This is a genomic window from Duganella sp. Leaf126, assembly GCF_001423125.1.
In the GTDB taxonomy this organism is placed as follows: domain Bacteria; phylum Pseudomonadota; class Gammaproteobacteria; order Burkholderiales; family Burkholderiaceae_D; genus Rugamonas.
Genome location: NZ_LMNW01000001.1, coordinates 455,224 through 482,187, shown reverse-complemented (window position 1 = coordinate 482,187; position 26,964 = coordinate 455,224). Strand labels below are relative to the sequence as shown.

18 protein-coding genes and 1 tRNA gene are annotated in these 26,964 nt (G+C 66.5%); 4 read left to right on the top strand and 15 right to left on the bottom strand.

What is annotated here, in order from left to right; genetic code table 11:
* Nucleotides 1-14 precede the first annotated feature (14 nt).
* From ASF61_RS01980 to ASF61_RS01945, 8 genes are all read right to left on the bottom strand, one after another.
* On the bottom strand, nt 15-884 hold the full coding sequence (locus tag ASF61_RS01980; protein WP_056150605.1) for a response regulator: 870 nt from the start codon (nt 882-884) through the stop codon (nt 15-17).
* On the bottom strand, nt 877-4,467 hold the full coding sequence (locus ASF61_RS01975) for an MHYT domain-containing protein (RefSeq protein ID WP_056150603.1): 3,591 nt from the start codon (nt 4,465-4,467) through the stop codon (nt 877-879). Before ASF61_RS01975 ends, ASF61_RS01980 begins: the two co-directional genes overlap by 8 nt.
* Before the next feature lie 170 nt (nt 4,468-4,637).
* A complete protein-coding gene (locus ASF61_RS01970) occupies nt 4,638-5,084 on the bottom strand; it encodes a hypothetical protein (RefSeq protein WP_056150601.1) in 447 nt (148 codons plus the stop codon).
* 190 nt (nt 5,085-5,274) lie between these two features.
* Entirely contained in the window at nt 5,275-6,006 is a 732-nt protein-coding gene (locus tag ASF61_RS01965; RefSeq protein ID WP_056150599.1) for a choice-of-anchor J domain-containing protein, read from the bottom strand.
* Between the two features lie 179 nt (nt 6,007-6,185).
* On the bottom strand, nt 6,186-6,692 hold the full coding sequence (locus ASF61_RS23085; RefSeq protein ID WP_156369422.1) for a hypothetical protein: 507 nt from the start codon (nt 6,690-6,692) through the stop codon (nt 6,186-6,188).
* A 104-nt stretch (nt 6,693-6,796) separates the two neighbouring features.
* Nucleotides 6,797-7,360 (bottom strand): hypothetical protein, encoded by a 564-nt coding sequence (locus tag ASF61_RS23080; RefSeq protein ID WP_156369421.1) that lies wholly within the window; start codon nt 7,358-7,360, stop codon nt 6,797-6,799.
* 236 nt (nt 7,361-7,596) lie between these two features.
* Nucleotides 7,597-7,681, bottom strand: a tRNA-Leu gene (locus ASF61_RS01950).
* 98 nt (nt 7,682-7,779) lie between these two features.
* On the bottom strand, nt 7,780-9,699 hold the full coding sequence (locus tag ASF61_RS01945) for an AAA family ATPase (protein WP_056150593.1): 1,920 nt from the start codon (nt 9,697-9,699) through the stop codon (nt 7,780-7,782).
* A gap of 501 nt (nt 9,700-10,200) precedes the next feature.
* Between ASF61_RS01945 and ASF61_RS01940 the strand changes: the two genes are divergently transcribed.
* A complete protein-coding gene (locus ASF61_RS01940) occupies nt 10,201-10,587 on the top strand; it encodes a hypothetical protein (protein ID WP_056150591.1) in 387 nt (128 codons plus the stop codon).
* A 24-nt stretch (nt 10,588-10,611) separates the two neighbouring features.
* Here ASF61_RS01940 and ASF61_RS01935 read toward each other — a convergent pair whose 3' ends face one another.
* The 6 genes from ASF61_RS01935 to hutC form a co-directional block, all read right to left on the bottom strand.
* Nucleotides 10,612-12,336, bottom strand: coding sequence for a glycosyltransferase family 39 protein (locus ASF61_RS01935; RefSeq protein WP_056150589.1), 1,725 nt, complete (start codon nt 12,334-12,336; stop codon nt 10,612-10,614).
* A gap of 115 nt (nt 12,337-12,451) precedes the next feature.
* Entirely contained in the window at nt 12,452-12,721 is a 270-nt protein-coding gene (locus ASF61_RS01930; RefSeq protein WP_056150587.1) for a type B 50S ribosomal protein L31, read from the bottom strand.
* Between the two features lie 292 nt (nt 12,722-13,013).
* The gene (gene rho, locus ASF61_RS01925; RefSeq protein WP_056150586.1) at nt 13,014-14,276 is read right to left on the bottom strand and encodes a transcription termination factor Rho; all 1,263 of its coding nucleotides are present in this window, start codon (nt 14,274-14,276) and stop codon (nt 13,014-13,016) included.
* 170 nt (nt 14,277-14,446) lie between these two features.
* Nucleotides 14,447-14,773, bottom strand: a complete 327-nt coding sequence (trxA, locus tag ASF61_RS01920) for a thioredoxin TrxA (RefSeq protein ID WP_056150583.1) — start codon at nt 14,771-14,773, stop codon at nt 14,447-14,449.
* A 198-nt stretch (nt 14,774-14,971) separates the two neighbouring features.
* Complete coding sequence (locus ASF61_RS01915; protein WP_056150582.1) at nt 14,972-19,288, bottom strand: PAS domain S-box protein; 4,317 nt, start codon at nt 19,286-19,288, stop codon at nt 14,972-14,974.
* A gap of 253 nt (nt 19,289-19,541) precedes the next feature.
* The gene (gene hutC / locus ASF61_RS01910) at nt 19,542-20,273 is read right to left on the bottom strand and encodes a histidine utilization repressor (RefSeq protein ID WP_056150580.1); all 732 of its coding nucleotides are present in this window, start codon (nt 20,271-20,273) and stop codon (nt 19,542-19,544) included.
* A 142-nt stretch (nt 20,274-20,415) separates the two neighbouring features.
* On the opposite strand from hutC, the gene ada reads away from it, so the two are divergent.
* Nucleotides 20,416-21,507, top strand: coding sequence for a bifunctional DNA-binding transcriptional regulator/O6-methylguanine-DNA methyltransferase Ada (ada, locus tag ASF61_RS01905; RefSeq protein WP_056150578.1), 1,092 nt, complete (start codon nt 20,416-20,418; stop codon nt 21,505-21,507).
* 19 nt (nt 21,508-21,526) lie between these two features.
* On the opposite strand, the gene msbA is transcribed toward ada, so the two are convergent.
* Nucleotides 21,527-23,371: a lipid A export permease/ATP-binding protein MsbA gene (msbA, locus tag ASF61_RS01900; protein ID WP_056150577.1), complete on the bottom strand. Its 1,845-nt coding sequence runs from the start codon at nt 23,369-23,371 to the stop codon at nt 21,527-21,529.
* Between the two features lie 96 nt (nt 23,372-23,467).
* On the opposite strand from msbA, the gene ASF61_RS01895 reads away from it, so the two are divergent.
* Nucleotides 23,468-25,165 (top strand): amidohydrolase, encoded by a 1,698-nt coding sequence (locus ASF61_RS01895; protein WP_056150575.1) that lies wholly within the window; start codon nt 23,468-23,470, stop codon nt 25,163-25,165.
* A 95-nt stretch (nt 25,166-25,260) separates the two neighbouring features.
* Nucleotides 25,261-26,961 (top strand): urocanate hydratase, encoded by a 1,701-nt coding sequence (hutU, locus tag ASF61_RS01890; RefSeq protein WP_056150573.1) that lies wholly within the window; start codon nt 25,261-25,263, stop codon nt 26,959-26,961.
* The last annotated feature ends 3 nt before the right edge of the window (nt 26,962-26,964 follow it).

Sequence of the window (26,964 nt, the reverse complement as noted above, 5' to 3'; positions counted from 1 at the left end):
GCGCCGTGGCCTGACTACGTATGCTCTGCCCAGCGCTGCTTGATCTCGAGCAGCGCGGGCATCTGTTCAATGAAGAGATCGACCAGCCGTGGCTCGAAGTGCAGCCCGCGCTGCTGCTGCAGATACGCCACCGCCTGTTCGACGGACCAGGCCTGCCGGCCGGGGCGCGCCGACGTGAGCGTGTCGAACCCGTGGGCGATCGCCACGATGCGCTGTCCCAGCGGAATCGCCTCTGCGCGCAAGCCGTGCGGGCTGCCGCTGCCATCCCATTTCTCGTGGTGCGTGAGCGCCAGCAGGTAGGCCACGCCCAGCAGGTCGTCCAGCGCTTGCTGGTCCATGCCCAGCGCCAGTCCCAGGATGTGCGCGTACTGGCTGGTGCGGATCACGTGCAGACCGGCCGCGTGATCCCTGGCGTGTTCGATGTCCTTGTCCGTTTGCGCGACGTGCAGGCCGAGGCGCTCGACGATACCTTCGCTGGTGCGCTGGCGTTCGCGCGCGCGCGCCAGGGCCAGGTGGGTGCGTACCCGCGCGCGCACGATGGGCGGGCTGACCGGCTTGGTGATGTAATCGACCGCGCCGGCCTCGAAGCCGACCACCTCGTCGGCGGCGTCGGACAGGGCGGTGACGAAAATCACCGGGATGTCGTGGGTGACGGGATCGCGCTTGAGCAGGCGGCAGACCTGATAGCCGGTCATCTCCGGCATCATCACGTCCAGCAGCACCAGTTGCGGCAGCTCCTGCTGCGCCAGTGCCAGTGCGCGCGGACCGTCCTTGGCGTACAGCAGGCGGTAATGGTCTTGCAGGATGTGGCGCAGCAGTTGCAGGTTGCTCGCCTCGTCATCGACCAGCAGCAGCAGCGGCAGCAAGGGCGCGTTCTCAGGCATCGCCGCTCTCCGGCAGGCTGTCCACCAGCAGGTTCAGCGTCGCGACCGCCCGCGCGAAGTCGAAATCGTCGAGCGCGGCGTGCAGTGTCGCCAGGTGGCCGCGCGGCGCTGCCGGCGCACCGGCCAGGCTCGCGGCCAGCGCCGCCAGCGCGGCGTCGTCGAGCGCGCCGCGCTGCAGCGACGGCAGCAGCGCCGCCGCACGGGCGCGTGCCGGCGCCGGGTCGAAGGCGGCCGGCGTGGCCTCGCTCGCCGTCGTGGCTGCGCCGGATGACGGGGGCGCGATGGCCGCGGTGGCACCGGCACCTGCTGCCATACCGGCCGGCGCCGCACCGGAGGCTTGCGCCTGGCCGGCGCCATCACCGACGTCGTCTTCGCGCAGCCGCGCCTGGGCGGCGTCGCGCCGGGTGGTAATCGCCTGCATGGCGTGGATGGCTTCCAGCGCTGCTTCCAGCTGGCTGGCCAGTTGCCGCTGCTGCTGCGCCAGTGCTTCTTCGCGCGGTGCGTCGGCGGCATCGGCTGGCGCGCTGCACAGCGTTTCGATGCGGCCCAGCGTGGCCACCAGCTGTTCCAGGCCCAGGTTGGCGGCCACGCCCCGCACCCGGTGGCACCATGCCTGGGCGTCCGTCAGGCGCGAAGAGGCGGGGCCGGCCAGCAGCGTGGCCAGCGTGGCGGCGCCGTCGTTGTAGTCGGCGGCAAAGCGCGCCAGGGCCTGCTGGTAGACGGCCTCCTTGCCGGACCAGCGCTGCAGGCCGGCCTTGTGATTGAGGACCCGCTGCTGCGCCGGTGCGTCGGTCGCCGTGCCATGCGCTGCCGCGGGCAGGTGCAGCACCCGTGCGATCTCGTGCGACAGGGCAAACCAGTCGACCGGCTTGGAGGCAAAGCCGTCCATGCCGGCATCGGCCGTGGCTTGCCGGTGCGTCGCCAGCACGCTGGCGGTCATGGCCACGACCGGCACCCGGACCGGCGCTGCGCCGGCCAGCCTGGCGCTTTCGTCTTCGCGGGCGCGGATGGCGCGGGTGGCCGTCAGGCCGTCCATCATCGGCATCTGCACGTCCATCAGCACCACGTCGAAACTGTGGTCGCCGGTGAGCTGGACGGCGATGGCGCCGTCGCTGGCGGTGTGCACGGCATGACCGCGCCTGGTCAGCATCAGCGTCAGCAGTTCCAGGTTTTGCGGTACATCGTCCACGGCCAAAATGCGCAGCGGCGGCAGGGCGTAGTCGCTGCGTTCCGCCTCGCGGCCCGCGCCGTCGCGGGTATGGGCCGGCTCGAGCGGCAGCAGCACGGTAAAGGTGGCGCCTTCGCCGGCCACGCTGGTGACGGTGATGGTGCCGCCCATCAGCGTGACCAGCTGGCGGCTGATGGTGGTGCCGAGACCGGTGCCGCCGAAGCGCCGCGTCATCGAGGCGTCGGCCTGGGTGAACGGATCGAAGATGGCGGCCTGGCGTTCGGGCGCGATGCCGATGCCGGTATCCTGCACCGCGATCTGCAGCTGGCCGTGGCGCGCACCGGCGCGCAGCGTCACCTTGCCGGCGCTGGTGAACTTGATCGCGTTGTCGAGCAGGTTGCCGAGGATTTGCCGCATGCGCAACTCGTCGCCGTGCAGCCAGACCGGCAGCGACGGGTCGTACTCGACATCGATGGTCAATCCCTTGGCGCGGGCATTGCTGCCGAAGGTGGACGCCAGTTCGTCGATCAGGGCCAGCAAACTGTAGTCGACCGGCTCCAGTTCCACCGCGCCTTTATCGAGCTTGGCGGTGTCCAGCACCTCGTTGAGCAGGCGCAGCAGCGCACGGCCTTCCTTGCGCACGGTGCCCAGGTGGCGGCGCTGGGCCGGATCGAGTTCGGTATCGAGCAGCACGTCGGTAAAGCCGAGTATGGCGTTCATCGGCGTGCGGATTTCATGGCTCATATTGGCCAGGAAGCTGGCACGTGCGGCGGCTGCCTGTTCGGCGGTCTCCTTGGCCTGGCGCAGTTCCTCTTCCATCCGGCGCCGCTCACTGATGTCAAGGATGACGCCGTCGATCCACACGGTGGCGGCATCGTCTTCATCGCGGGTGGCGGCGCCATGTTCCCACATCGAGCGGATGCTGCCGTCGGCGTGGCGGATCCGGTATTCGACCTGGTAGGCGGTCAGCTGGGCGACGCTGCGGCTGATGGCCGCCTCCACGTACGCGCGGTCGTCCGGTAACACCAGCGTACCAAGGGTGCGCGCGCGCTGCGGGCCGACGAAGTCGCTGGCAGGGAAGCCGGCCAGGCGCTCGATGCCGTCGCTGACGAACACCGGCGGCATATCGTAGGCCATGCTGCTGCGGAACGAGATGCCGGGAATGTTGCGGATCAGGGAGCGGAACTGCTGTTCGCTGGCGCGCAGCGCCTGCATGATGGCGCGCCGGTCGCTGATGTCGGTGATGAACAGCGCGAACAGTTCGCGCTGCGCGAGCCGGGCATGGCCGATGGCGCGCCGGATCGGTACGGCGCTGCCGTCCTTGCGCAGCGCCATCACTTCGCTGACCGCGCCTGCGTCCGCAGGCGCGGTGGCGTCCGTGCCAGCCGCGCCGGCCGCCGAATGGCGCAGGAAGCCGGGCAGGCCGTCGTCGTCGGACACGTCGGCATCGGTCATCAGGAGGCGGATATTGCGGCCGACGATTTCATCGCGGCGCCAGCCGAAAATGCGTTCGGCCGAGGCATTGAATTCGTGGATCACGCCGTCGCGGTCCACCGTCACCACGCCGTCGATGGTGGTGGTGAGCAGGGCGCGCATCCAGCGCTCGCTCTCGCTCAACTGGCGGTACAGGTCGCGGTAGCGCAGCAAGCCATTGGCGGCCAGGACGAAGACCGTGATGGCGACGGTGATCACCGCGATCGACAGCGCCAGGAAGCTGGTGTGCTGCGCTGCGCCGCCGGCGGCCACCGGCACGCCGCTGAAGCGCGCTGCCGCCATGCCGGTATAGTGCATGCCGGCGATGGCGCAGCCCATCACGATGGCCGCGAGCAGGCCAGGCAGGACCGGATGTACGTGGCCGCGCAAGGTGCGCACGCCGAAGCGAATCCAGATCGCCAGCGTGGCCAGGCCCACGGCCACCACGATCGACAGCGCGAACATGGCCGGGTCGTACTGCAGATCGAGACTGGTGCGCATCGCAGCCATGCCGGTGTAATGCATGGCGCCGATACCGGCGCCGGTGAGCACGCCGCCGGTCAGCAGGGCCCCGCTGGTCAGTTCGCGGCGGCCGATGATGTGCAGCGCCACCCAGGACGCGCCCAGGCTGGGCAGCACCGACAGGATGGTCACGCCGGGAGCGTAATCGACCTCCGTGCACAGGTCGAAGGCCAGCATGCCGATGAAGTGCATGGCCCACACGCCGCACCCGAGCGCCAGACTGCCGCTGGCCAGCATGGTGGCGCGCAGCCCGCGCGTGGTGGCCGCCTTGGCCTGGTCCACCACTTGCAACCCCATCCATGATGAAAAAACCGCCACCAGGACCGACAGCACCACCAGCGAGGGGGTATAGACGCCGTACTGCAGCAACGACGGATCGGCCGGCGGCGAGAACAGATGAAGCAGCGTGGCGGTAGTCATATGATAGTGGTCTGTGCGCCGATCTGGAGCAGAAACCATATCACAAAAGGACTGTTGCAAGCCCCGCAGAGTGTTGCGCGGCGGATTTGAATGTGGTGCGAAAACCAGTCGGGCGGCCGCCGCGCACCGGTGCTCAGCAGCCCGTCACCGATGGATCCATCGCCGATCGATCAGTAGTCGAACTTGTTGCTCCGGGCGCCGCGCTTGGCAGCGATTTCGCGCGCCTGCGCGCGCTCCCGTTCCGCCCGGCGCTGGCGCGCTTCGGCGGCCGCCTGCTTGCGACGTGCATTGTGCTGGGCGATCCGCTGCTGGGTATGCATGCCGCGCTTGCTGTTTTCGAGCAGCGCCATTTTCTGGCGCATGGCCAGCGCCCAGATCACGAAGGTGAGCAGCAGTGTCGCCAGGTAGCACAGCTGCCAGATGCCGTAGTTCTGGCTGATGATGGGCAGCAGCGGCGCGGCCCGTTCCAGCCAGCCCTGGCCCAGGATGGCCAGCACCGCCGCCAGTACTCCAAGCAACACGGTCTTGGTCAGCATCCAGCGGGTGGCTTTGACGCGATCTTCCCAGAATTCCAGGGGATGCTCAGGCAGGACGGAGGCGGAACTGTCGGTGCTCATGGCGCGGTAAGGTAGGCGTGTTATCGGAGAAAGCAGATTGCCGATTATCGCACATTTACCATGAGGAAATTAAAATATCAGAGCAGATACATTGCCGCGATGGCATGCCGTGGCGGGAGGTGGCCGTCAACGCCAGGCGGCCCGTCATGCCATGATGACGGACCGCCTGCTGCGGTAAAACAGGTACTGATCAGGCAGAACGCGACTTGCGCTTGCGCATCCAGCCAACCAGGCCCAGGCCGGCAGCCATCATCAGGTAGGTTTCCAGTTCCGGTACGGCGGTCACGGCGGTGGCGGTGATATTGAGGCTGTCGATGCCGATGTAGTTGCCGTTGTTGCCGCTGACGCCGGCGTCGGTGACGAGGTAGCGCAGGGCGAAAGCGCCGTTGGTCGCGCCTGTCAATCCGCTCAGCGACACATTGTACTGGGTCCACGATTCCGGATAGCCGCCGATGGCCTGGGTCGGGTTGATGGTCAGCAGCAGGGTGTTGAAGGTGCCGACGCTGTCTGCAGTATTGCCGACATCGACACCGCCGCTGGTGCTGAAGCGCACTTCGAGGTTATCGGGGAAGAACGACGCGGTATCGGTGCGGGTGTAGAACGACAGCGTGTCGCCGTTCCGATAGGTGGAGGTTGGCAGGATCAGCCAGTTGCTGATGGTACCGCTGTTGGCTACCGCATTGAAATTGCTGCCAAGATAGGAATTCGCTGCGCCTTCGTAGGCGTCGAATACCGACGTATCGCCGGTAAACCAGTTGATGGCGCCCTGCGGGGCGCTGTTGTTGACAACAGTCCAGCCGGACGGCAGGCCGCCGTCGAAATTCTCGGTCAATGCGTCTGCCGAGGCGGTGCCGGCGGCGCCGAACGACAGCGCGGCGGCCACGATCAGCGGCGTTACTGCGGATTTAAACGAAACAGCCATTTCTAACCTCCATCCCATGTAGTTGTGATTCAGCTAGTGCTGAATGTCAAAGTTTGAATACTGCGTGAAACGAAATGAAACATACAGCAACTTTTGTGACGGTTCGATTATATTTCACACAGTAAAGCTTTGTCGCACCTTAAGGATGGGTTCGCTTGAAGCAGGTTTTGTGGCGCAAACTAGTGCTGCTGCGCCATCGCGCCCAGCGCTACCTTGAGAATGCTGCTGTCGAGTCCGTTAAATACCTCGGCATGGCGGGCAAACAGCGCGGCCACGCGCTCCACGATACCGACGTTATGTTGTTGCGCTACAACGGCTATTTCTGCAACCTGCGGTGGCGTGATATCAGCTATTTGCTCTGCGGAAAGATGTGGGTGGCCATTTTCCGTGAACAAGGCGCCGACGCTGCCGGCCAGCGCCGACAACATGGTCGGGCTGACGTTGTCGAGAAGCAGATTCAGCAGTTCAGTGCGCAGGCCGGTATCGCTGCGCAGGAACAGCTGGCTGACGATCTGGGAGAACGCTGGCGTTTGATCGGACAGCAAGGCATGGGCGATGCCGCTAGCCACCGTAGGGGGCGGGTGTTCGCCGACGATGTGCTTGAAGGCCTGCGCAACACCGTCGGGATCGGCGGCGGTGACGTGGCCAGCATGTTGTTGCAATAAAGTTTGCAGATCGAATCCCATGGCAACTCCCGGAGTGAAAAAGCGTCAGCATAGTCGGCCGGCGCGCGAAGGTCTGTTCGCGTACACACCGAGGCCGGGCGGCAGCCGCGCGCGGCCGTTGGCTGCTAGTCGGTCATGACCGCTTCCCGCAATTGTTGGTTCTCGTAGTACAGGATGCGGCACGCCGCTTCGCCGAAGCACAGGCTGATCACCTGGTGCTCGGCGTGGATGGCGCTGCAGGCATGGCCCGGGTGGCACAGCGGCGTGTAGGCGCCGGGCGCCAGCAACCGCAACTGCGGCGGATTCGCCTGGTCCAGCGTGAAAGTCTTGATCACGCTGGCGTAGCCGCCGCCGGGCGTGACCGTGACCATCACCAGCCCGCCCAGCTTGCGCTCGTCGTTGTACATGAATTGGACACTGTCGTCGCTGTCGGCCGCCTGGATGTGGCCGCGCACCCCGGGCAGCGCCATCGCCATCCAGCCCGGTGGCGTCCTGACACCGTGCCTGCCCGCGTGAAGACCGGCCCGGTCGCCCTCGGCCCGCGACGCGGGCGGCGCGGGATCGTCCCTGGCGCCGCTGCGGCTGGCGGCAGTGGCCGCGTTGGCCGTCACGGCAGATGGGAGAACGGCAGTGAGCAGGCAGGCGGCAACGGCATGCGCCAGCAGGCGCGGAAGATCGAAGGAGCGCATGGACGGATCGTTGTGTGAAGTCCTCGGGATGCGGGCGGGTGGCCGCAGTTGCAATCCATGCTAGGCAAACGCCAGGACGACGTCAATGAATGCATCATTACAAATTGGCAAGGTTATGCGATGCCGGCTGGGGCGGTGGTGTGGTGGGCGTGGAAAACAAAAAACCCGCCGTCATGGGAGATGGGCGGGTTTCTGACTGTGACTGTTGCGCTTACTTGTTGTGCTGGATGACCTGTTGGTGCCCCGGGCCGGAATCGAACCGGCACGCCTTGCGGCGGCGGATTTTGAGTCCGCTGCGTCTACCAATTCCACCACCGAGGCAGGTCTGCATGCAATGCGAGCCGTATTATCACTGATTTGCCCCCCCGCCGCAAGGCTGGGGGCTGGAAAATTCGATGCTGCGGCAAGCGCCGCCAGGCTCAGGCAAGCGCGACCAGGACCGGCTGGCGCGACAGCCGTTGTTGCTGGGCTTCGAGCAGGCTGAAGATGGCGTCTTTCGATAACACGTACTGGTCCATCAGCACGTCCTTGAGTTCCATGATCTGGTCGCGGTAGTCGGCGATCGCCTGCAGGGTGTAGGTGTACAGTTCGTCGGCCTTGGCCTGCACCTGGTCGAGGTCGGTATCGCGGTGCTTGAACTGGGTGTAGTCGAGCTTGGAGCGCGAGTACATCGACAGCTGGTTGACCATCATGTCGAGCATCGAGGTGGCTTTCTGGATATCGTTCTGGCTGCCGACCGAAATGCCGCGCGCACCGTAGAACAGCTCTTCCGCCGCCACGCCGCCGTACAGCTGGATCACGTCGCGTTCGAGCTCTTCGAGCGTGCGCAGCGCAACATCGTCCGCCGCGGACAGCACGTAGCCGAGCGCGCCCAGTTTGGATACCGATTCGGTACTGATCTTGAGGAACGGCGAGCGTTCCTTGACCTCGGCCAGCGACATGCCTTCGCGCAGCCAGGGATCGATCTGCATGAAGAAGTGACCGAGTTCGTGCAGCGCCACGCGCTCGCGCTGGCGTGTCTTTTCGGCCGTGGTGGCGCGGTCGGTGAGGCCGATGGTGGCGCGCTCGAAGGCGCGGAACATCAGGTCGGTATCGATGACCTTGTTTTCCTGGATGGCGATCATGCTGGCCCGTTCGACCACGGTCTGCAGCAGCGCCGGGCTGAGGTTGGCGGTGATCTCGGCCACGTGGTCGAGCTTGAGGTGGTCCCAGTCGACGCAGCCCTCGGCCTTGCGCGCCAGGAACGAGCGCAGCAGTTCGCTGCGCTCGGTCTTGTTGGGCAGGCGGAAATTGATCTTGACCGAGAAGCGGCGCAGCATCGCTTCGTCCATCTTGGTCGAGGCATCGTCGAAGTTGGAGGCGACTACCCAGATCACGCCGGCGCCCTTGTCGCTGCGTACGCCGTCGAGCAGGCCGAGCAGGGTGTTGGCAGTGTCGTCTTCCCATTTCTTTTCACCGCGGCCGCGCGGCATGAACAGGCCCTGCGCTTCGTCGAGGAAGATGATGCAGTTGCCGCGCGCGCAAGCCTTGCGGTGCAGCGCGTGCAGCGCCTTGGAGCCGCCGCCGATGTAACCCGATTCCAGCGCCGAGCCCGAGGCCTGGATCAGCGGGATGTCGAGCCGCTTGGCCAGGTAGCCGGCCAGCTTGGTCTTGCCGGTGCCGGCCGGGCCGGTCAGCATGACGTTGAACGGCTTGTCGATATCGTGTTCGCGGTAGATGGCGCGGTTGCGGATCATGTCTTCCAGGTGCAGCACTTCCTGCTTGATGTCTTCCATGCCGATCAGGTCGTCCATGCTGCCGGTCAGCTGGTCGGGGTTGAGCACGGTCGCGTTGATGCCGGTGCCGGGCAGGCCATGGCGCAGCAGGAACAGCACCACGCACACCAGCAGGATGTCGATCGCGTGGCGCTTGAGGAAGGCGCCGGCGCGCGCCATGGTGCTGTCGTCTTCGTCGACCAGCACGGCCTTGTGCGAGGCCAGGTAGTCTTCGCGGGCGATCGCATAAGGGATGTTATTGCGCAGCAGAACCTCACGCTCGAGGCTCAGGTGCGACGTGCCCGGCACCTTCACCACGCGCAGCAGCGGATCACCCTTGAGCTTGATGATGTAACGCGGCGCGTCCGACAGCGGCGCGGCGATCATCAGGTATTCGAGCTTGTCGCGCTGATGGGCCAGTGCGGTGATCAGCGAGATATCTTGCGTGCGCAACAGCGGGCTGCTGTCTTGCGGCACTTCCTTGCGCCAGCCCACGACCACGGCGATGCCGATCACGGCAAGCAGCAGGGCGATACGGACGTAGGTGTTGCGTAAAGCAGTTTGAAGTTTGTGCAGTGTAAACATATGAGCGCTATCCAGTGTGGGCAGCTGGTCTGAGTGTCGGGCTGGGCGCAGGGATAGGGCGCAGCAGCCGAGGCCGCCAAGGGCCGGCGCGCAGTGTGGCGCTGCCGGAATCGCATTTCTGGACGGATATTATGAAAATTATATGCCCTACGGCAACTCGTCCTGTTCAGCACTATAGCTGGCTTGACGCCATTTGTATCGCACTGCGGCGAAAAAAAATGGCGCCGGCAACAGCAACGGCGCCTTTCGTGGCAGGGCTTGCAAGTATTTCCCGGCAGGGGCGGGCGCTTCGTTAGCAACTTGTCGACATTGCTGGGCGCGGCAGTTCATCGCGCGATTTTGCCGTTGATACCGGCCGTTCGGCCGTCGGTCGCAAACGCCGGATTTTTGCGGCGCCGCTTGTTAAGGTGTTGACATCAGCCGCTGCAAACACGAAGCACAGCGGCGATGCCAGCACCCCAGTCTGCAACGTTCATCGCCACCTTACTCACGGAGTACACCATGAAAACCATCTTGATCGCCGTCGCCGCCGCCCTCGCTTTTTCCGCTGTGCCTGCCGCCCAGGCCCAGGACAATATGCCGCAAGTAAACGTCAGCGCCGGCAGCGTCTATCTGGCACCTGACCAGTTCCGCGATTATGCCAACCTCTACCGCCTCAGCAATGGCCAGGTGGTGCAGTTCACCCAGAGCGGCAACCATTTCTTTACCCAGGTCGATCACGGCAAGCGCGTGCGTATCATTCCTGTGTCCACCAAGGAGTTTATTACCGCGCAAGGCACGCGCATCGTGTTCCGCGAGTCCGGTGACGAAGTCGGCATCAGCAATTTCGAGAAGCTGCCGATGGCGCAGGCGCTGCCTGCCAACACCATCGTCATGGCGCGGCGTTAAGCGATCACCACGCCAGCCGCCGTTTCAGTCAACGCGCCGGTACAGGCGGAAGCGTTCGTCGCGGTCGGCCGGACGCCGTCCTTCCCACAGCAGCCTCCACTGCTTGCCGCGATGGTGGGGTTCGACATCGCGGCGGTCGCGTGCGCGATTGCTTTCCTGGAGCAGCAACAGGCTGCAGCGACCGCCCTCGACGCCGGTGAACGGCAGTTGCGCATAAAACGCAAACGAGGCGCGCTGGGCCGGACCGGCATTGGTTTCGATGCAGTCCGCGTCCGGCGGCAGATTGAGCGCAATCTGGCGCGCCACGCTGGCGTAGCTCTTGCTGTAATTGAGGTCCGGCAGGAACAGCGTCATCATCAGGATCCAGATCAGGATCAGGCCGCCCGACGACAGCACCACGGCGCGCCACAGTACGGCAGGGCGGCGCGTCACGCGCCAGTACACCAGCGCGAACCAGCCGGCCGTGGCCAGTGCCGCCACCGGAAACGCCACCGCGCCCACCTCGGGCGTAAAGCCCGGCACCAGCCGCAACGCGTTCTTGGCGGCCTGCGCCGGCCAGCCGGTGAGCTTGGCGACCCAGAATACCCAGATCACGGCCGCGCACAAGGTCAGCGCCATCACCGAGAACCAGTCGATGGCGTTGATGGCGCCGCGCTTCATCGTCAGCAGGCCGAATGCGGCCATCACGGCCAGCGGCGGCAGCAGGATCAGCAGCTGCCCCTGCTCGGGCGCGGTGGCGCACAGCGCCATCACGGCGCCGGTGGTGACAAAGGCCAGCGGCACCACGATGTGCAGCGCCAGGCGCTGGCGGCGCCAGGCCCAGATGGCCCAGCCGGCAAACGGCCAGGCCGGCCAGAAGAACCAGACGCCCACGCGGAAAAAGAAAGTCAGGGCAGCCACCGTCGGCAGGCCGAACTGCGCCAGATGCAGCGCGCTCCAGTCCTGGACCGGCTGCTGATGGTACGGTTGCAGCAGCATGGCCGGCGCGATCCACAGCGCGGCCACGGCGGCCGCCACCAGGAACGCCAGGCCCAGGTCGCGCAGCGCGCGGCCCACGGGCTGGGCCAGCAGGCGGGTACAGGCGAAAACGGCCAGCATAAAGCACACCGGCGTCACCCAGCCGTGGGTCAGCGTCAGCAGGCCGATGGCCAGGCCGCTCAGGGCTGCGTTGCGCAGCGACGGCGCTTCCACGTAGCGCACGGTGCGGTACAACATGAAGGCGGTCAGCGCGACCCGCAGCGCGTCGGCCGTGGTTTCGTGGCTGTGGACCAGCAGCCCCAGGCAGCCGAGGTAGATCAGGACCGCAGCGTCGGCCAGGGTGCGGCCGAAATCGTCGGGTTCTGGCTGGCCGCCGAAGGCCAGGCGCAGCGGCTGCGCATCCTGGCGCCGGCCCAGGTTAAAGGTGGCAAACCACAGCGACAGCACGCCGGACAGGAAGATGATCACGGTGCCCACGCGGGCCGCCAGCACGTCGCCCAGCAGCCAGCCGAACAGCTTGATGCCGAGCGCGCCGATCCAGAACGCCAGCGGACCGTCATCGGGAATGGCCAGGCCGGCGATATTGGGCACCAGCCAGTCCTGCCAGGTGCCGTGGGCCATGGTCCACATGATGCCGAAGCTGGCGGCGTCGTCGTTCTTCCACGGCTCGCGGCCGATCAGTCCGGGCAGGATGTAGAGCAGGCCGAGGGCAAACAGGGCCAGGCGCGGCAGGGCCAGCGTGGCAGCGGCGGGAAGACGGACGGGCTTCATCGATCAGAGTGCAAATTGAGGTAGACGGGAGTATGAAGGAAAAGCGGACAGCCGGCGGCGCCCCCGAAATAAAAAAAGCAGCCAGAGGCTGCTTTTTTCACTGGTATCGCGGGAATCAACCTGCTGCAACAGCGGTTTTCGAACCGACGGTACCGAACTTCTGACGGAACTTCTCGACGCGACCGGCGGTGTCGACGATCTTGTGCTTGCCGGTGTAGAACGGGTGCGATTCAGCCGACACCTCGATCTTGACCAGCGGGTAGTCTTTACCTTCGTGGTTGATCGTTTCGCGGGTGCCGATGGTCGAGCGGGTGATGAACTTGAAATCGCACGACAGGTCGTGGAAAACAACTTCGCGGTATTCTGGATGGGTATCGACTTTCATGTATAGCCTCGGTAAGTTTGGTAGCCAAACAGCACTTCGTCGGTCTGTCCTGCCTCTTGACCCGATTGCTGATCACTTGCCAGTGATTAAAAATAGTGCAACCGCCGATTATACAGCGGTAAACCAACACAGGCAACCTGGAGCGGTTGCCTGTTTTGCGGCGAAGATTGACAGCCTAGCCGCCTTTGCGGCTTTAGCCGCCTCTGCGGTGGAGCAGGGAATTCGTGGGGCATGCCCCACGCCTGCGCAACGGCTTGGCCCTGCAGGGCCAGGCTCCTTGCGCATTGCGGCTTTAGCCGCCTCTGCGCATCATGTCGAAGAACTCAGTGTTCGTCTTGGTGGCGCGCATCTTGTCGAGGATGAACTCCATCGCCTCGATCTCGTCCATCGAGTACAGCAGCTTGCGCAGGATCCAGATTTTTTGCAGCTGGTCCGGCTTGATCAGCAGTTCTTCGCGGCGGGTGCCCGACTTGTTCAGGTTGATGGCCGGGTACACGCGCTTCTCGGCCAGGCGGCGCTCCAGGTGCACCTCCATGTTGCCGGTACCCTTGAATTCTTCGTAGATCACGTCATCCATGCGCGAGCCGGTTTCGATCAGCGCGGTGGCGATGATGGTCAGCGAACCGCCTTCCTCGATATTGCGGGCGGCGCCGAAGAAGCGTTTCGGGCGCTGCAGCGCGTTGGCGTCCACACCACCGGTCAGCACCTTGCCCGAGGCCGGGATCACGGTGTTGTAGGCGCGGGCCAGGCGGGTAATCGAGTCGAGCAGGATCACCACGTCTTTTTTCATTTCGACCAAGCGCTTGGCTTTTTCCATCACCATCTCGGCGACCTGCACGTGGCGGGTGGCCGGCTCGTCGAAGGTGGAGGCGACCACTTCGCCGCGCACCGAGCGCTGCATTTCGGTCACTTCTTCGGGACGTTCGTCGATCAGCAGCACGATCAGGGTCACGTCGGGGTGGTTGGCCGTGATCGCGTGGGCGATGTGCTGCAGCATGACCGATTTACCGGACTTCGGCGAGGCCACCAGCAGGCCGCGCTGGCCCTTGCCGATCGGCGCGATCAGGTCGACGATGCGGCCGGTGATGTTCTCGGTGCCGTTGATGTCGCGCTCGAGGCGCAGCGGCTCGTTCGGGTGCAGCGGCGTCAGGTTCTCGAACAATATGCGGTGTTTCGAGGCTTCCGGCGATTCGCCGTTGACCTTGTCTACCTTGACCAGGGCGAAATAGCGTTCGCCGTCTTTCGGGGTGCGCACTTCGCCTTCGATCGAGTCGCCGGTGTGCAGGTTGAAGCGGCGGATCTGGGAGGGCGAAATATAGATGTCGTCGGTCGAGGCCATGTAGCTGGCGTCGGGCGAGCGCAGGAAGCCGAAGCCGTCGGGCAGCACTTCGAGGGCGCCATCGCCGAAAATCTGCTCGCCCGATTTGGCGCGTTTTTTCAGGATCGCGAACATCAGCTCCTGCTTGCGCAGGCGGGCCGCGTTGTCGATATCAAGACCGATGGCCATCTCCAGCAACGCCGAGACGTGTAAGGCCTTTAATTCAGATAGATGCATATGTGTTGAGTGTCCCGTGACGGGAACGTAAAGGTAGGGGAGGGAACTGCGTGGTGTTGTCTGTTATTTATATAAAACGCGCTGCGGTCGGGCCGGGCGCCGTTTTCCGGATCTGAAGCGGCTGCTTTTGCGAGCGCAGAAACAACCGCCTGTCCGTCATACTATCTTACTTAGATATTGCTGTCGATGAAACTGGTCAACTGGCCTTTGGCCATGGCGCCGACTTTTTGTGCTGCCGGCACGCCGTTCTTGAACAGGATCAGGGTCGGAATGCCGCGGATGCCGAACTTGGCCGGTACGGCCTGGTTCGAATCGACGTCCATCTTGGCGATGGTGATCTTACCACCGTATTCCTTGGCCACTTCTTCCAGGATCGGGGCGATGCTCTTGCAGGGACCGCACCATTCGGCCCAGAAGTCGACCAGTACCGGACGGTCGGATTTCAGCACGTCGGCATCAAAAGAAGTATCGGTGATGTGTTTGATATTTTCGCTCATAGTTTCCTCAGTCGAGGTGTGGGATCAATAACGCCTGGGGACGATGCCAGGGTTGCCGTTAAGCCAGCTACAAAGAATACTTTGCGACGATATGCGCGAATTCAATGTCCGGGATTTGGAAGACAACAACGGTCGGCAGGCGGGATGGATCAAATAATAACCCATTTTTTCAAACTGCGCGGGGATTGAGTTTCCACGTCAATTTTCGTCGGCAAACGTGGTGTTCTGCATGATCTGCTCGGTGATCAGTTCCAGCAGCGGCCACAGGCGCGTCAGGCAGACGCGGGCGGCGGCCAGGTTGGCGGCGTCGCTGGCGCCGGTGGGCAGCAGTTCCAGGCTGGCCAGCATGTCGCCCATGCCCAGCGCCCCCACCGTGCGCGCCGGCGATTTCAGGCGGTGCCCCAGTTCGCGCACCTGCGCCAGGTCGCCGCGCCGGATGGCCGCCTCCATGGCCGACAGGCCCTCCTGGGCGTTGTGCAGGAACTTGAAGGCGAACTTGCGCACCTTCTCCGGGTGGTAGCCGAGCAGCTTGGCCAGGATCGACAGGTCGATCACGGCCGGATCGCCGGCCAGCGTGGTCTTGAAGGCGGACCGCGGGGCCGGGCGCGGCTCGCCTGCCGGCGCCACGTCGCTGCGCTGCGCCGGCAGCCACTGGGCGATGGTGCGGTACATCAGCGCCGGCTGGATCGGCTTGGAGATGAAGTCGTCCATGCCGGCGGCAATGCAGCGGGCGCGGTCGTCGCTGGTGGCGGTGGCGGTCATGGCCAGCACCCGCAGGTCGGCCAGGCGCGGGTCGGCGCGGATGTGGCGGGTCGCTTCCAGGCCGTCCATCAGCGGCATCTGCACGTCCATCAGCACGCAGTCGAACGTGGCCTGGCGCAGCAGGTCGAGCGCTTCCTGGCCATTGGCCGCCAGGCATACCGAGGCGCCCACGTCTTCCAGCATTTCAAGCGCGATCTGCTGGTTGAAGGTGTTGTCTTCGACCAGCAGGATGCGGGCGCCCTGCAGCGCGGTCATCACGGCGGCGCCCGCACTGGCGGCCTGCAGCTCGGCAGCCGTGTCCTGCATGCGGTCGAGCACCTGCGGCATGCTGGCGTCGGAAATGCCGAGGCGCGCGGTGAACCAGAAGGTGCTGCCCACGCCGGGCTGGCTGCGCACGCCTACCTCGCCGCCCATCAGCTGCGCCAGCTGCTTGCAGATCGCCAGACCGAGGCCGGTGCCGCCATGCTCGCGCGTGATCGAGGTGTCGGCCTGCTGGAACGACTGGAACAGGCGCTCGATTTCCAGCTCGGACAGGCCGATGCCGCAGTCGCTCACCTCGAAGCGCAGCAGGCAGCCGTGGGCGTCGGCCACCACCTGGCGCACCCGGACGTCGATTCGGCCCTTTTCGCTGAACTTGATGGCGTTGTTGGTGTAATTGATCAGCACCTGGCCCAGGCGCAGCGGATCGCCGCGCAGCACGCGCGGCAGCGCCGGATCGAGATCGAACACCAGTTCCAGTTCGCGGCTGGCCGCCTTGGGCGCCACCACCGTGGTCACGGTCTGGATCACTTGGTCGAGCGCGAAATCGACCTGTTCGATATCGAGCCGGCCGGCCTCGATCTTCGAGATGTCGAGGATGTCGTCGATGATGCCCAGCAGGTGCTCGCCGGCGAAGCGGATTTTTTCCAGGTAGTCGCGCTGGCGCGGGTCGAGGTCGGTCTTGAGCGCCAGGTAGGCCATGCCGATCACGCCATTCATCGGGGTGCGGATCTCGTGGCTCATGTGGGCCAGGAACTGGCCTTTCGACTGGCTCGCTTCCTCGGCCTGGCGCCGCGCCTGTTCCAGTTCGCGCGTGCGCAGCATCACCCGTTCCTCGAGGTGCTCGTTCCATTCGCGCAGTGCGTCGGCGCCGCGCTTGCGGTCGCTGATGTCGGTCAGGCTCACCACCGCCAGCGGCACGGCGCCGCTGGCGTCCGGAATCGGCTCGGCGTTGATCGAGAGCCAGCGCATGGCGCCATCGGCCTGGGCGATTCCCATCACCACGTCGCGTACCGGCATGCCGGTGACGAGGGCCAGGCGCACCGGGTGGCTGACGCTGTCGAACCGGCTGCCGTCCTCGCGCACGCCGCACCACAGGCCGTCGCACTCGCCGTGCGGCTGCGGTTCGGTGGCCAAGGCATGCGCCAGCATGCGCGCGGCGGCAGCGTTGCTCTCGAGGATGGCGCCACCGCCATCGACCATGACCAGGCCGTTGGTGACGGCGTTGAAGATCGACGACAGCCGCTGGCCAGTGGCCCGCAACGCCTCTTCGGCGGCGCGGCGCGCGGTGATATCGGTGAGCATGGCCAGCGTGCCGGCATAATGCCCGGCGTCGGAAGTGATCACGGTGGTCGACAGCACGCACCACAGCGCACTGCCATCGGCGCGGCGCAGGCGGATGTCGCCCTGCACCGCTTCGCCGGCGCGCTGGCGCTGCAGGCGCTGCCCGAGCAGCACGCGGCCGGCGTCGTCCATGAATTCGGCCATGGCGCGCCCCAGCACCTGGTCCGCGTCCACGCCCAGCATGGCGGCCATGGCGGGATTGACGAAGGTGGTGCGGTCCTCGGCGTCGGTCATCCAGATGCCTTCGGCGGCGGTCTGCACGATCAGGCGGTAGCGCTCGGAATTGGCGTGCATCGCTTCTGCGGCGCGCTGGCGCCGGGTCATGTCGCGCAGGCTGACCACCACCAGCTGCTGGCCGCCCAGGTCCAGCGGCGCCAGGTGCACCATCGCCGGGAAGGTGTCGCCGTCGGCGCGGTAAGCGGGCATGACCCGGCCCGGCAGGCCGGGGCGGGCGAACAGTTCGCGCGTGGAGCCGTTGCTGCGCATGCTCTCCGGCGCCAGTTGCGCCATGCTGCGTCCGGCCAGGCTGCCCTCGACGCCGAAGGCGCGCAGGCAGGCCGGATTGGCGTAATGGATGCGACCGCTGCGGTCGGCGATCAGCATGGCGCCGGGCGTGGCGTCGAGCACGGCGTGCAGCCGCGTTTGCTCGTCGTTGGCGCGCTCGGTGATGTCGGCAAACGTCCCCATGGCGCGCAGCGGCCGGCCGTCGGCCGCGCGTTCGACCACGGTGCCGCGCGCCAGCAGCCACGTCCAGCTGCCGTCGCGGCAGCGCATGCGGTGCTCGACGACGAAGCGGGCGTCTTCCACGGCGCTGGCGGCCAGGTATTCTTCCACGTTGCGGTCCACGCGCCCCAGGTCGTCGGGATGGATGTCGGCGCGCCATTGCCGGAGGTCGGACGGGTAGGGGGCCGTACCCTCGTCGGCATCGTGCCCGAGCAGTTCGCGCGAGCGGTCCGACAGGATCAGCCTGCCGGCCTCGATCTGCCACTCCCACATGCCGACGCCCGAGCCTTCCAGCGCCAGCATGGCCATGTTTTCCGAGCGCGCCAGTTCGCGGCGGGCCTGGTGCAGCGCTGCAGCCTGGCGGCGCAGGCGCCAGATGACCAGGCCTGCCGCCAGCACCAGCGCAGCGCCCAGCAGCGGCAGGCCGTAGCGCAGCAGCGCAGGCACCACGCGCGGCTGGTACAGGAAGCCGTCGAGCCGAAAGTCGGCCGGCAGCATGCCCTGCTCGCGGTAGGCGCGCACGATCGATTGCCAGCGGTCGGGATGGCTGTAGCCCAGTTCCACCAGGTCCTGCTGTAGCAGCGGCGCCATTTGCGCCGCTTCGAACATCAGCTGTTCGCGGCTGCGGCGCTGCGGATAGCGGGCGCGGATCAGGTCTGCCACCTCTGCCGGATGGGCCATGGCGTAGCGCCATCCCTGCAGCGTGGCCCGGCGCAGCGCCTCGGCGCGGGCAGGGTGTTCGCGCAGCTCGCTCTCGGTGGTAAACAGCACGTCGCCGTAGAAATCGAGCCCCTCGCTGCGCGGCGAGCGCACCGCAAACGGCACCCGGCTGCGTTCGAGCGCGAACAGCGCCTGGGTCGTGTAGTACGACATGGCGTCCACCCGACCGGCGATGAAGTCGTCGAATTGATAGGTGTGATCGAGCTGGTAGACGCTGTCGTAGCGCACGCCGGACTTTTTCAGGTATACCTTCAGCTCTTCGTTATTGGGCGCCAGCATGATCCGGCTGCCGGGCCATGGACGCGGCTTGCCGTCGGGCCCCAGGCGCACCAGCAGCGCGGCGGCGGAATGCTGGAATACCGACGCCAGTACCACGACCGGCTGGCCCAGCGCGCGCGACAGCAGCAGCGTGGTGTTGCCCACGCCATACTGGGCGCGGCCATCAGTCACTTCCTGCACCGGGTCGCGGCCCGGGGTTGCTTCGCGCAGGGTGACATCGAGCCCGGCGTCGCGGTAATAACCCTGGTCCTGGGCCGCATAGTAGCCGGCGAACTGGAACTGGTGCTGCCACTTGAGCTGGATGGCGACTTGTTCGGCCGCTGCCGCGCCGGCGCAAACCAGCAGGCCGCCCAGCAGCACGCACGCGGCCCACCGGCGCGCCAGCGGGCGCCAGGACGGCAAAGCGGTGCGGGAGCGCGTGCGGAACAAGGTCGGCCTTTCGGGGCGGTTGTGTCTGCAGGAAACTATATCAGCTTTAACGCCTGCCATAACCGCCGCGTGATCTCGCCCACCATCTGTTGCGCGGACACGAAAACGACCGCATAAAACCACGGTTTTCCGGGCATTTTCGTGACAATGGGTGAGATTGTGCAGGCGTCCGGCGCGGGCCGCTTCTTGTTGCTTGAAAGTAACTTCAGTAACTTTGACGGGCGCGGCCGAGGTGTGCCGCGCAGAGGCGGGCTTACTGGCTGACGCTGCCGGCGAACTGGTAGCGGTGACCGGGATGCCACATGGTGGCGATGCTGGCGATGCGTCCTCCCGACAGGGTCTGGCGGCGCAGCACCAGGCAGGCCTGGCGCACCTCGATGGCCAGCATGTCGGCGATCTCGCGCGGCGCCGGCAGCGCCTCGATGCTGTAGCTGGCGCCCTGCAGCGGCGCGGCCTGCATCAGGTATTCGTTGGGGGTGACGGCGCCGAAGTCCTGCGCCATGTAGTCGGGCGCGCAGTCGGGGTTGACCCAGCGGTCTTCCACTTGGATCGGCACGCCGTTCTCGAAATGGATGATCACCGAGTGGAACAGCGGGTGGCCGGCCGGCAGATCGAATTGCCGGGCCATCAGCTCGCTGGCCTTGAGCTGCTCGAGGTGTTGCAGGCTGCTGCGGTGGACGTGGCCGCGGGCGCGCACTTCCTCGGCGATCGACTTGATCTGCAGCAGCGTGGACTGGTATTTTTGCTGGGCCACGTATGTGCCCGACCCCTGGCGCCGCGTGAGCACCTGCTCGGCGGTCAGTTCGCGCACGGCGCGGTTGACCGTCATGCGCGAGACGCCGAACTGCTTGACCAGCGCCTGCTCGGAAGGGATGACATCGCCTTCCTTCCACACACCGGCGCCGATCTGCGCCAATAAATAATCCTTGATCCGCTGAAAAATCGGGGTATGGTCGGGTGCTCGATTGTGTGCTTGCTGGTCCAAACCGGGTCTCCGTGGGCGCGCCCGGACAGGCGGCTGACCGGCATTCTAGCATCGACATACAATTCGAAAGCAAGCGCCGGAGTGCGCGCGCGCGGGCTGCCGGCTACGATGACGGTATTGCGATTCATGCAGGGAGAACCAGATGGAGACCGCTTTGTTGGACACTTGCGCACCGGCCTATGCCGATGACGAAACCCGCTGGGCCGCCGTGCAGGCGCGCGATGGCCGCGCCGACGACGTGTTCTGGTATTCAGTGCGCAGCACCGGGGTGTACTGCCGGCCGTCGTGCGCGGCGCGTCCGGCCCTGCGCCGCAATGTCGCCTTCCACGCCAGCCGCCAGGCAGCCGAGCAGGCCGGCTTTCGACCGTGCCTGCGGTGCAAACCCGACCAGCCGCCGCTGGCCGTGCGCCAGGCGGCGCTGGCGGCGCGCGCCTGCGCCCTGATCGACGCCGCTGCCCGTGCCGGCGAGGATGTGCCCGACCTCGACGCGCTGGCGGCGGCCGTCGGCGTGAGCCGTTTCCACTTCCACCGACTGTTCAAGGCGGCCACCGGCATCACGCCCAAGGCCTATGCCAGTGCGGGCCGCGCACGGCGGGTGCAGGACGCGCTGGCGCAGCAGGCGTCGGTCACCGGCACCATCTATGCGGCCGGTTTCAATTCCAGCGGCCGCTTTTACGCGCAGGCGCCGGCCGTGCTGGGCATGACGCCCACTGCATTTCGTAAGGGCGGGCAGGGCGCGCAGATCCGCTTTGCGATTGCCGCCTGTTCGCTCGGCGCCATCCTGGTCGCCAGCACGGACCATGGCGTGTGCGCCATCCTGATCGACGACGATCCCGATTTTCTGCTGCGCGATCTGCAGGACCGCTTTCCGCAGGCGGAACTGATCGGCGCCGAGGCCGGCTACGAGCAGGTGGTGTCGCGCGTGGTGGGCCTGGTCGAGCACCCGGCGCTGGGCCTGGACCTGCCGCTCGACGTGCGCGGCACCGCGTTCCAGCAGCGCGTATGGCAGGCGCTGCGCGCGATTCCCGCCGGGCGCACGGTCAGCTACGCCGAACTGGCCGAGCTGGTGGGCTTGCCCAAGGGTGCGCGCGCGGTGGCCGGGGCCTGCGCCGCCAATGTCCTGGCGGTGGCGATTCCGTGTCATCGCGTGGTGCGCAACGACGGCGCGCTGTCCGGCTACCGCTGGGGTGTCGATCGCAAGGCGGCGCTGCTCGACCGCGAACGGGAGCCGTGAACCGCAGGCGGCAGCGCCGTTACGGCGCCACCTGGGTGATTTTTTGCGTGTGGTACAGCCGCGCGTACATGTCGTTATTGGCCAGCAGCTGGTCGTGGCTGCCCACCTCGCGGATCCTGCCGCCGTCGAGCACCACGATGCGGTCGGCATTCTCGATGGTGGACAGGCGGTGGGCGATCACCACCGTGGTGCGGCCGTCCATCAGGCGCTCGAGCGCCTGTTGCACCAGTCGTTCGGACTCGGTGTCGAGCGCGCTAGTGGCCTCGTCCAGGATCAGGATCGGCGCATCCTTATAGATGGCGCGGGCGATTGCCAGCCGCTGGCGCTGGCCGCCCGACAGCCGCAGGCCGTTTTCGCCGACCGGCGACAGGTAGCCGTGCGGCTGGCGCACGATGAATTCGTGGGCATGGGCGGCACGCGCGGCCGCTTCGATGCGCTCCTGCGACGGCGCCGGGTCGCCGTAGGCGATATTGGCCGCCAGCGTGTCGTTGAACAGCACCACGTCCTGGCTGACCAGCGCGATCTGCCGGCGCAGCGCGACCAGCGAATAGTCGCGCAGGTCCACGCCGTCGAGCGCGATGGCGCCGCCGCTGACGTCGTAAAACCGCGGCAGCAGGCTGGCCAGCGTGGTCTTGCCGCTGCCCGAGCTGCCCACCAGCGCCACCGTTTCGCCGGCGCGGATCTCGAGCGACACCCGGTCCAGCGCCGGCCTGGCCTCGGCCACCAGCGGCTTGCCGTCGGCGCCCAGGTACTGGAAGCTGACATTGTCGAGCGTGAGCTGGCCGCGTGCGCGCACGGTGTCGTGCCGGCCGGTGTCGGCCTCGGTGGCGGTGTCGATCAGGCCGTACACCGAGTCGGCGGCGGCCAGGCCGCGCTGCAGCGGCTCGTTAATCTTGGTCAGGTTCTTGATCGGCGACTGCATTGCCATCAGCGCCACGATGAACGAGACGAAGTCGCCGGCCGTCAGGGCGCCGGCCTGGTGGCGCAACAGCGAGAAATAAATCACCGACGACAGCGTGATCCCGATCAGCAGCATGATCACGCCCGAGTTCAGCGCCGAGGTGGCCGCGTGCTTGACGGCCAGCTGGCGATTGAGCTTGACCACGCGGTCGAAGCGGGTCTGCTCGTAATGCTGGCCGCCGAAGATTTTCACGACACGCTGGCCGCTGATGCTCTCGTCGAGCACATTGGTCAGATCCCCCATGGCGGCCTGGGCGCTCTGGCTCAGCTTGCGCATGCGGCGGCCGGCAAAGGTGACCACGGCCGCCACCAGCGGCATCAGGATCAGGCAGAACAAGGCCAGCTGCCAGTCCGCGATGAACATCGTGATCAGGTAGCCGATGGTGAGCACCGAGTCGCGCACGGCCACGTTGACCACGGTCAGGCCGGCCTGCGCCACCTGGGCCGCGTCGAACGCCACGCGCGAGAGCGTGGTGCCGGTGGACGACTGGTCGAAATAACCGGTCGGCAGGCGCATGATGCGGGCGAACATCGATTCGCGCAGGTTGGCCTGGACCCGGCTGCTGAGCCACGCGGCGCCGTATTCGCCGACGAAACTGGAGCCCATGCGCACCAGCGCCAGGCCGAAAATCACGGCCGGAATGCTCCACAGCGCGGCATTGTCACTGGCGGGCAGGAGGTCGGACAGCCAGTTCTGCACCATGGCCAGCATGCCGGACGCCGGCGGGCGCATGCCGCCCACCGCGTGCGACGGCGCCAGCGCATCGATCACGCTTTGCAGCTGGCGGATCAGGACCACGTCGGTGGCGGCGGCCACGCCGACTGCGAACAGGGTGAAGAACCCGATCCACAGGTAGGGGCGGAATTCCTTGAGCAGGCGGTGATAGAGTTGGCGGCTGTTCACTGGGGTGTGGTGATTTCGGCGAAACCGCCATTGTACCCGTCCTGCCACGATGCAAACTTCGCTACACTGCCAGCTGGCTTCCGACCGGAGAAAACCATGCTCACCCCCTTGACGCGCCCCCTGCCGACCCTGGCCCTGACCATTGCGCTGGGCGCCGCCGCCGTCCCCGCTGCGCATGCCCAGACCATCATCGACCACGCCAACGGCTACACGCTGACCGCTGCCGGCCCGCTGCAGCGTTTCACGTCGCTGGCCTTCGACGCCCAGGGCAGGGTGGTGGCAGTGGGCAGCGAGGCGGAAACGGCGGCGCGCCTGCCCGGCGCGCGCCATGTCGATGTGCACGGCAAAACCGTGCTGCCCGGGCTGATCGACGCCCACGGCCACGTGTTCGGGCTCGGCGAAATCGCCTCGGGCGTGGACCTGTTTGCGCCGGCCTCGCTGCCGGCCGCGCTGCGCGCAGTGGCCGACTTTGCCCGCGCCCACCCGGACAATGCCTGGATCATCGGCTATGGCTGGAACCAGGAAGCGTGGAAGCTGGGCCGCTTTCCCACTGCGGCCGACCTGGACGCGGTGGTGGCCGACCGGCCGGTGCTGCTGCACCGCGTGGACGGCCACGCCAGCTGGCTCAATAGCACGGCACTGGCCATGGCCGGCATCACCGGCGACACGCCCGATCCGGCCGGCGGCAAGATCGAGCGCGACGCCAGGAGCAAACCGACCGGGGTGCTGGTCGACAGCGCCATGGCGCTGGCCGACAAGGTGGTGCCGCTGCCCACGCCGGCCCAGGCCCGGGCCATGCTCGACAACGCGCTGGCGCTGCTGGCCAAAGCGGGCCTGACCAGCGTGCACGACGCCGGCATCACGGCCGCCCAGGACAGCATCTACCGCGACTACGCCGACCATGGCAAGCTGACCGCCCGCGTGTACGCGATGATCGGCGACACCGGCGCCGACTTCGACCAGCTGGCCAAGAACGGGCCGCTGACCGGCTACGCCAACGACACCTATGCACTGGCCGCCGTCAAGCTGTACGCGGACGGTGCGCTGGGCAGCCGCGGTGCCGCGCTGATGGCGCCGTACTCGGACCTGCCGTCGACCAGGGGGCTGCTGTTCTACCCGGACGCGGAGATGCGCGCCAAGATGGACAAGGCCATGAAGGCCGGCTACCAGGTCAATGTGCACGCCATCGGCGACGCCGGCAACCACCAGATCCTCGACGCCTACGCGCAGCTGATTCCCCGCTACCAGGCGGCCGCGCTGCGCCACCGCATCGAGCACGCCCAGGTGGTGCTGCCCGACGATATCCCGCGCTTCAAGACGCTCGGCATCATTCCGTCGATGCAGCCCACCCACGCCACGTCCGACCAGAACATGGCCGAGCAGCGCGTGGGACATGAGCGCATCAAGAGCGCTTACGCGTGGCGCACCTTCCTCGACCAGGGCTCGCGCATCGCCTGCGGATCCGATTTTCCGGTGGAGCCGCCCGACCCGTTCGAAGGCCTGCATGCGGCAGTCACGCGCCAGAGCGCGGCCGGCGTGCCGGTCGGCGGCTGGTACAAGCACCAGGCCATGACGCTGAACGAGGCGCTGCGCTGCTTCACGCTCGATGCGGCCTATGCGGCGCGCCAGGAAAACGTGATCGGCTCGCTCGAGCCGGGCAAGTGGGCCGATTTCGTCGTGATCGACCGCGACATTTTCGCGGTGCCACCGGCGCAGCTGGGCAAGGTGGAGGTGCTGCAAACCTGGATGGGCGGCAAGCGCGTGTATAAAAGCGCGGCGGTGAAAGATAAGTGAAAACTAGATCAGTGAAAACCGGCGAAGGCGGTTGACTTGGTTGTATAGACAACCTATGCTGGGCGTCTATTCCACCGCCAGGAGCAGGAGCGACCATGCAGCCAGATCCCCGTTTCGACGCCACCCGTGATATCCGCGCCCCGCGCGGCCCCGAACGCAGCTGCAGGAACTGGGGGGCGGAAGCCGCCTACCGCATGCTGCAGAACAACCTGGACCGGGAAGTGGCGGAAAACCCGCAGCACCTGGTCGTGTATGGCGGCATCGGCCGCGCCGCGCGCGACTGGGCCTGTTTCGACCAGATCCTGGCGTCGCTGCGGGTGCTCGACGACGACCAGACCCTGCTGATCCAGTCCGGCAAGCCGGTCGGCGTGTTCCAGACCCACGCCGATGCACCGCGGGTGCTGATCGCCAATTCCAACCTGGTGCCCAAGTGGGCCGACTGGGATCACTTCAATGAACTGGACCGCCAGGGCCTGTTCATGTACGGCCAGATGACGGCCGGCTCCTGGATCTACATCGGCACCCAGGGCATCGTGCAGGGCACCTACGAAACCTTTGCCGAGGCCGGACGCCAGCATTTCGGCGGCGACCTGGCCGGGCGCTGGGTGCTCACCGCCGGCCTGGGCGGCATGGGCGGCGCCCAGCCGCTGGCCGCCACCATGGCCGGCGCCGTGTCGCTGACCATCGAGTGCCAGCAGTCGCGCATCGACTTCCGCCTGCGCACCCGTTATCTCGACCAGCAGGCCGCCGACATCGACGCGGCGCTGGCCATGATCGCCGAACACAAGGCGAAGGGCGAGGCGATCTCGATCGGCCTGCTCGGCAACGCTGCCGACGTGCTGCCGGAACTGGTGCGCCGCGCGCGCGCCGGCGGCCTGGTGCCGGACCTGGTGACCGACCAGACCTCGGCCCATGACCTGATCAACGGCTACCTGCCGCAGGGCTGGAGCGTGGCGCAATGGCAGGCCGCGCAGGCCGACCCCGCGCGTCACGCATCATTGCAGGCTGCTGCTGCCGCCTCGTGCGCCGCGCACGTGCAGGCCATGCTGGACTTCCAGGCGCTGGGCGCGCAGGTGGTCGATTACGGCAACAACATCCGTCAGGTGGCGCTCGACCATGGCGTGGCGCGGGCGTTCGATTTTCCCGGCTTCGTGCCGGCCTACATCCGCCCGCAGTTCTGCGAGGGACGCGGACCGTTTCGCTGGGTGGCGCTGTCCGGCGACCCGGAAGACATCTATAAAACCGACGCCAAGATCAAGCAGCTGTTCCCGCACCATGCGCGGGTGCACCGCTGGCTCGACATGGCGCGCGAACGGATCGCCTTCCAGGGCCTGCCGGCGCGCATCTGCTGGCTGGGCCTGGGCGAGCGCCACCTGGCCGGCCTGGCCTTCAACGAGATGGTGCGCAGCGGCGAACTGAAAGCCCCGATCGTGATCGGCCGTGACCACCTCGATACCGGCTCGGTGGCCAGCCCGAACCGCGAGACCGAAGCGATGAAGGACGGCACCGATGCCGTATCCGACTGGCCGCTGCTCAACGCCCTGCTCAACACGGCCGGCGGCGCCACCTGGGTCTCGCTGCACCATGGCGGCGGCGTCGGCATGGGCTACTCGCAGCATTCGGGCGTGGTGATCGTTGCCGACGGCACCGACGCCGCCGCCAAACGGCTGGCGCGGGTGCTGGTCAACGACAGCGGCTCGGGCGTGATGCGCCACGCCGATGCCGGCTACGATAGCGCCATCGCCTGCGCCCGCCGCAATGGCCTCAACCTCCCCATGCTCAACGCCAAAGATTAAATC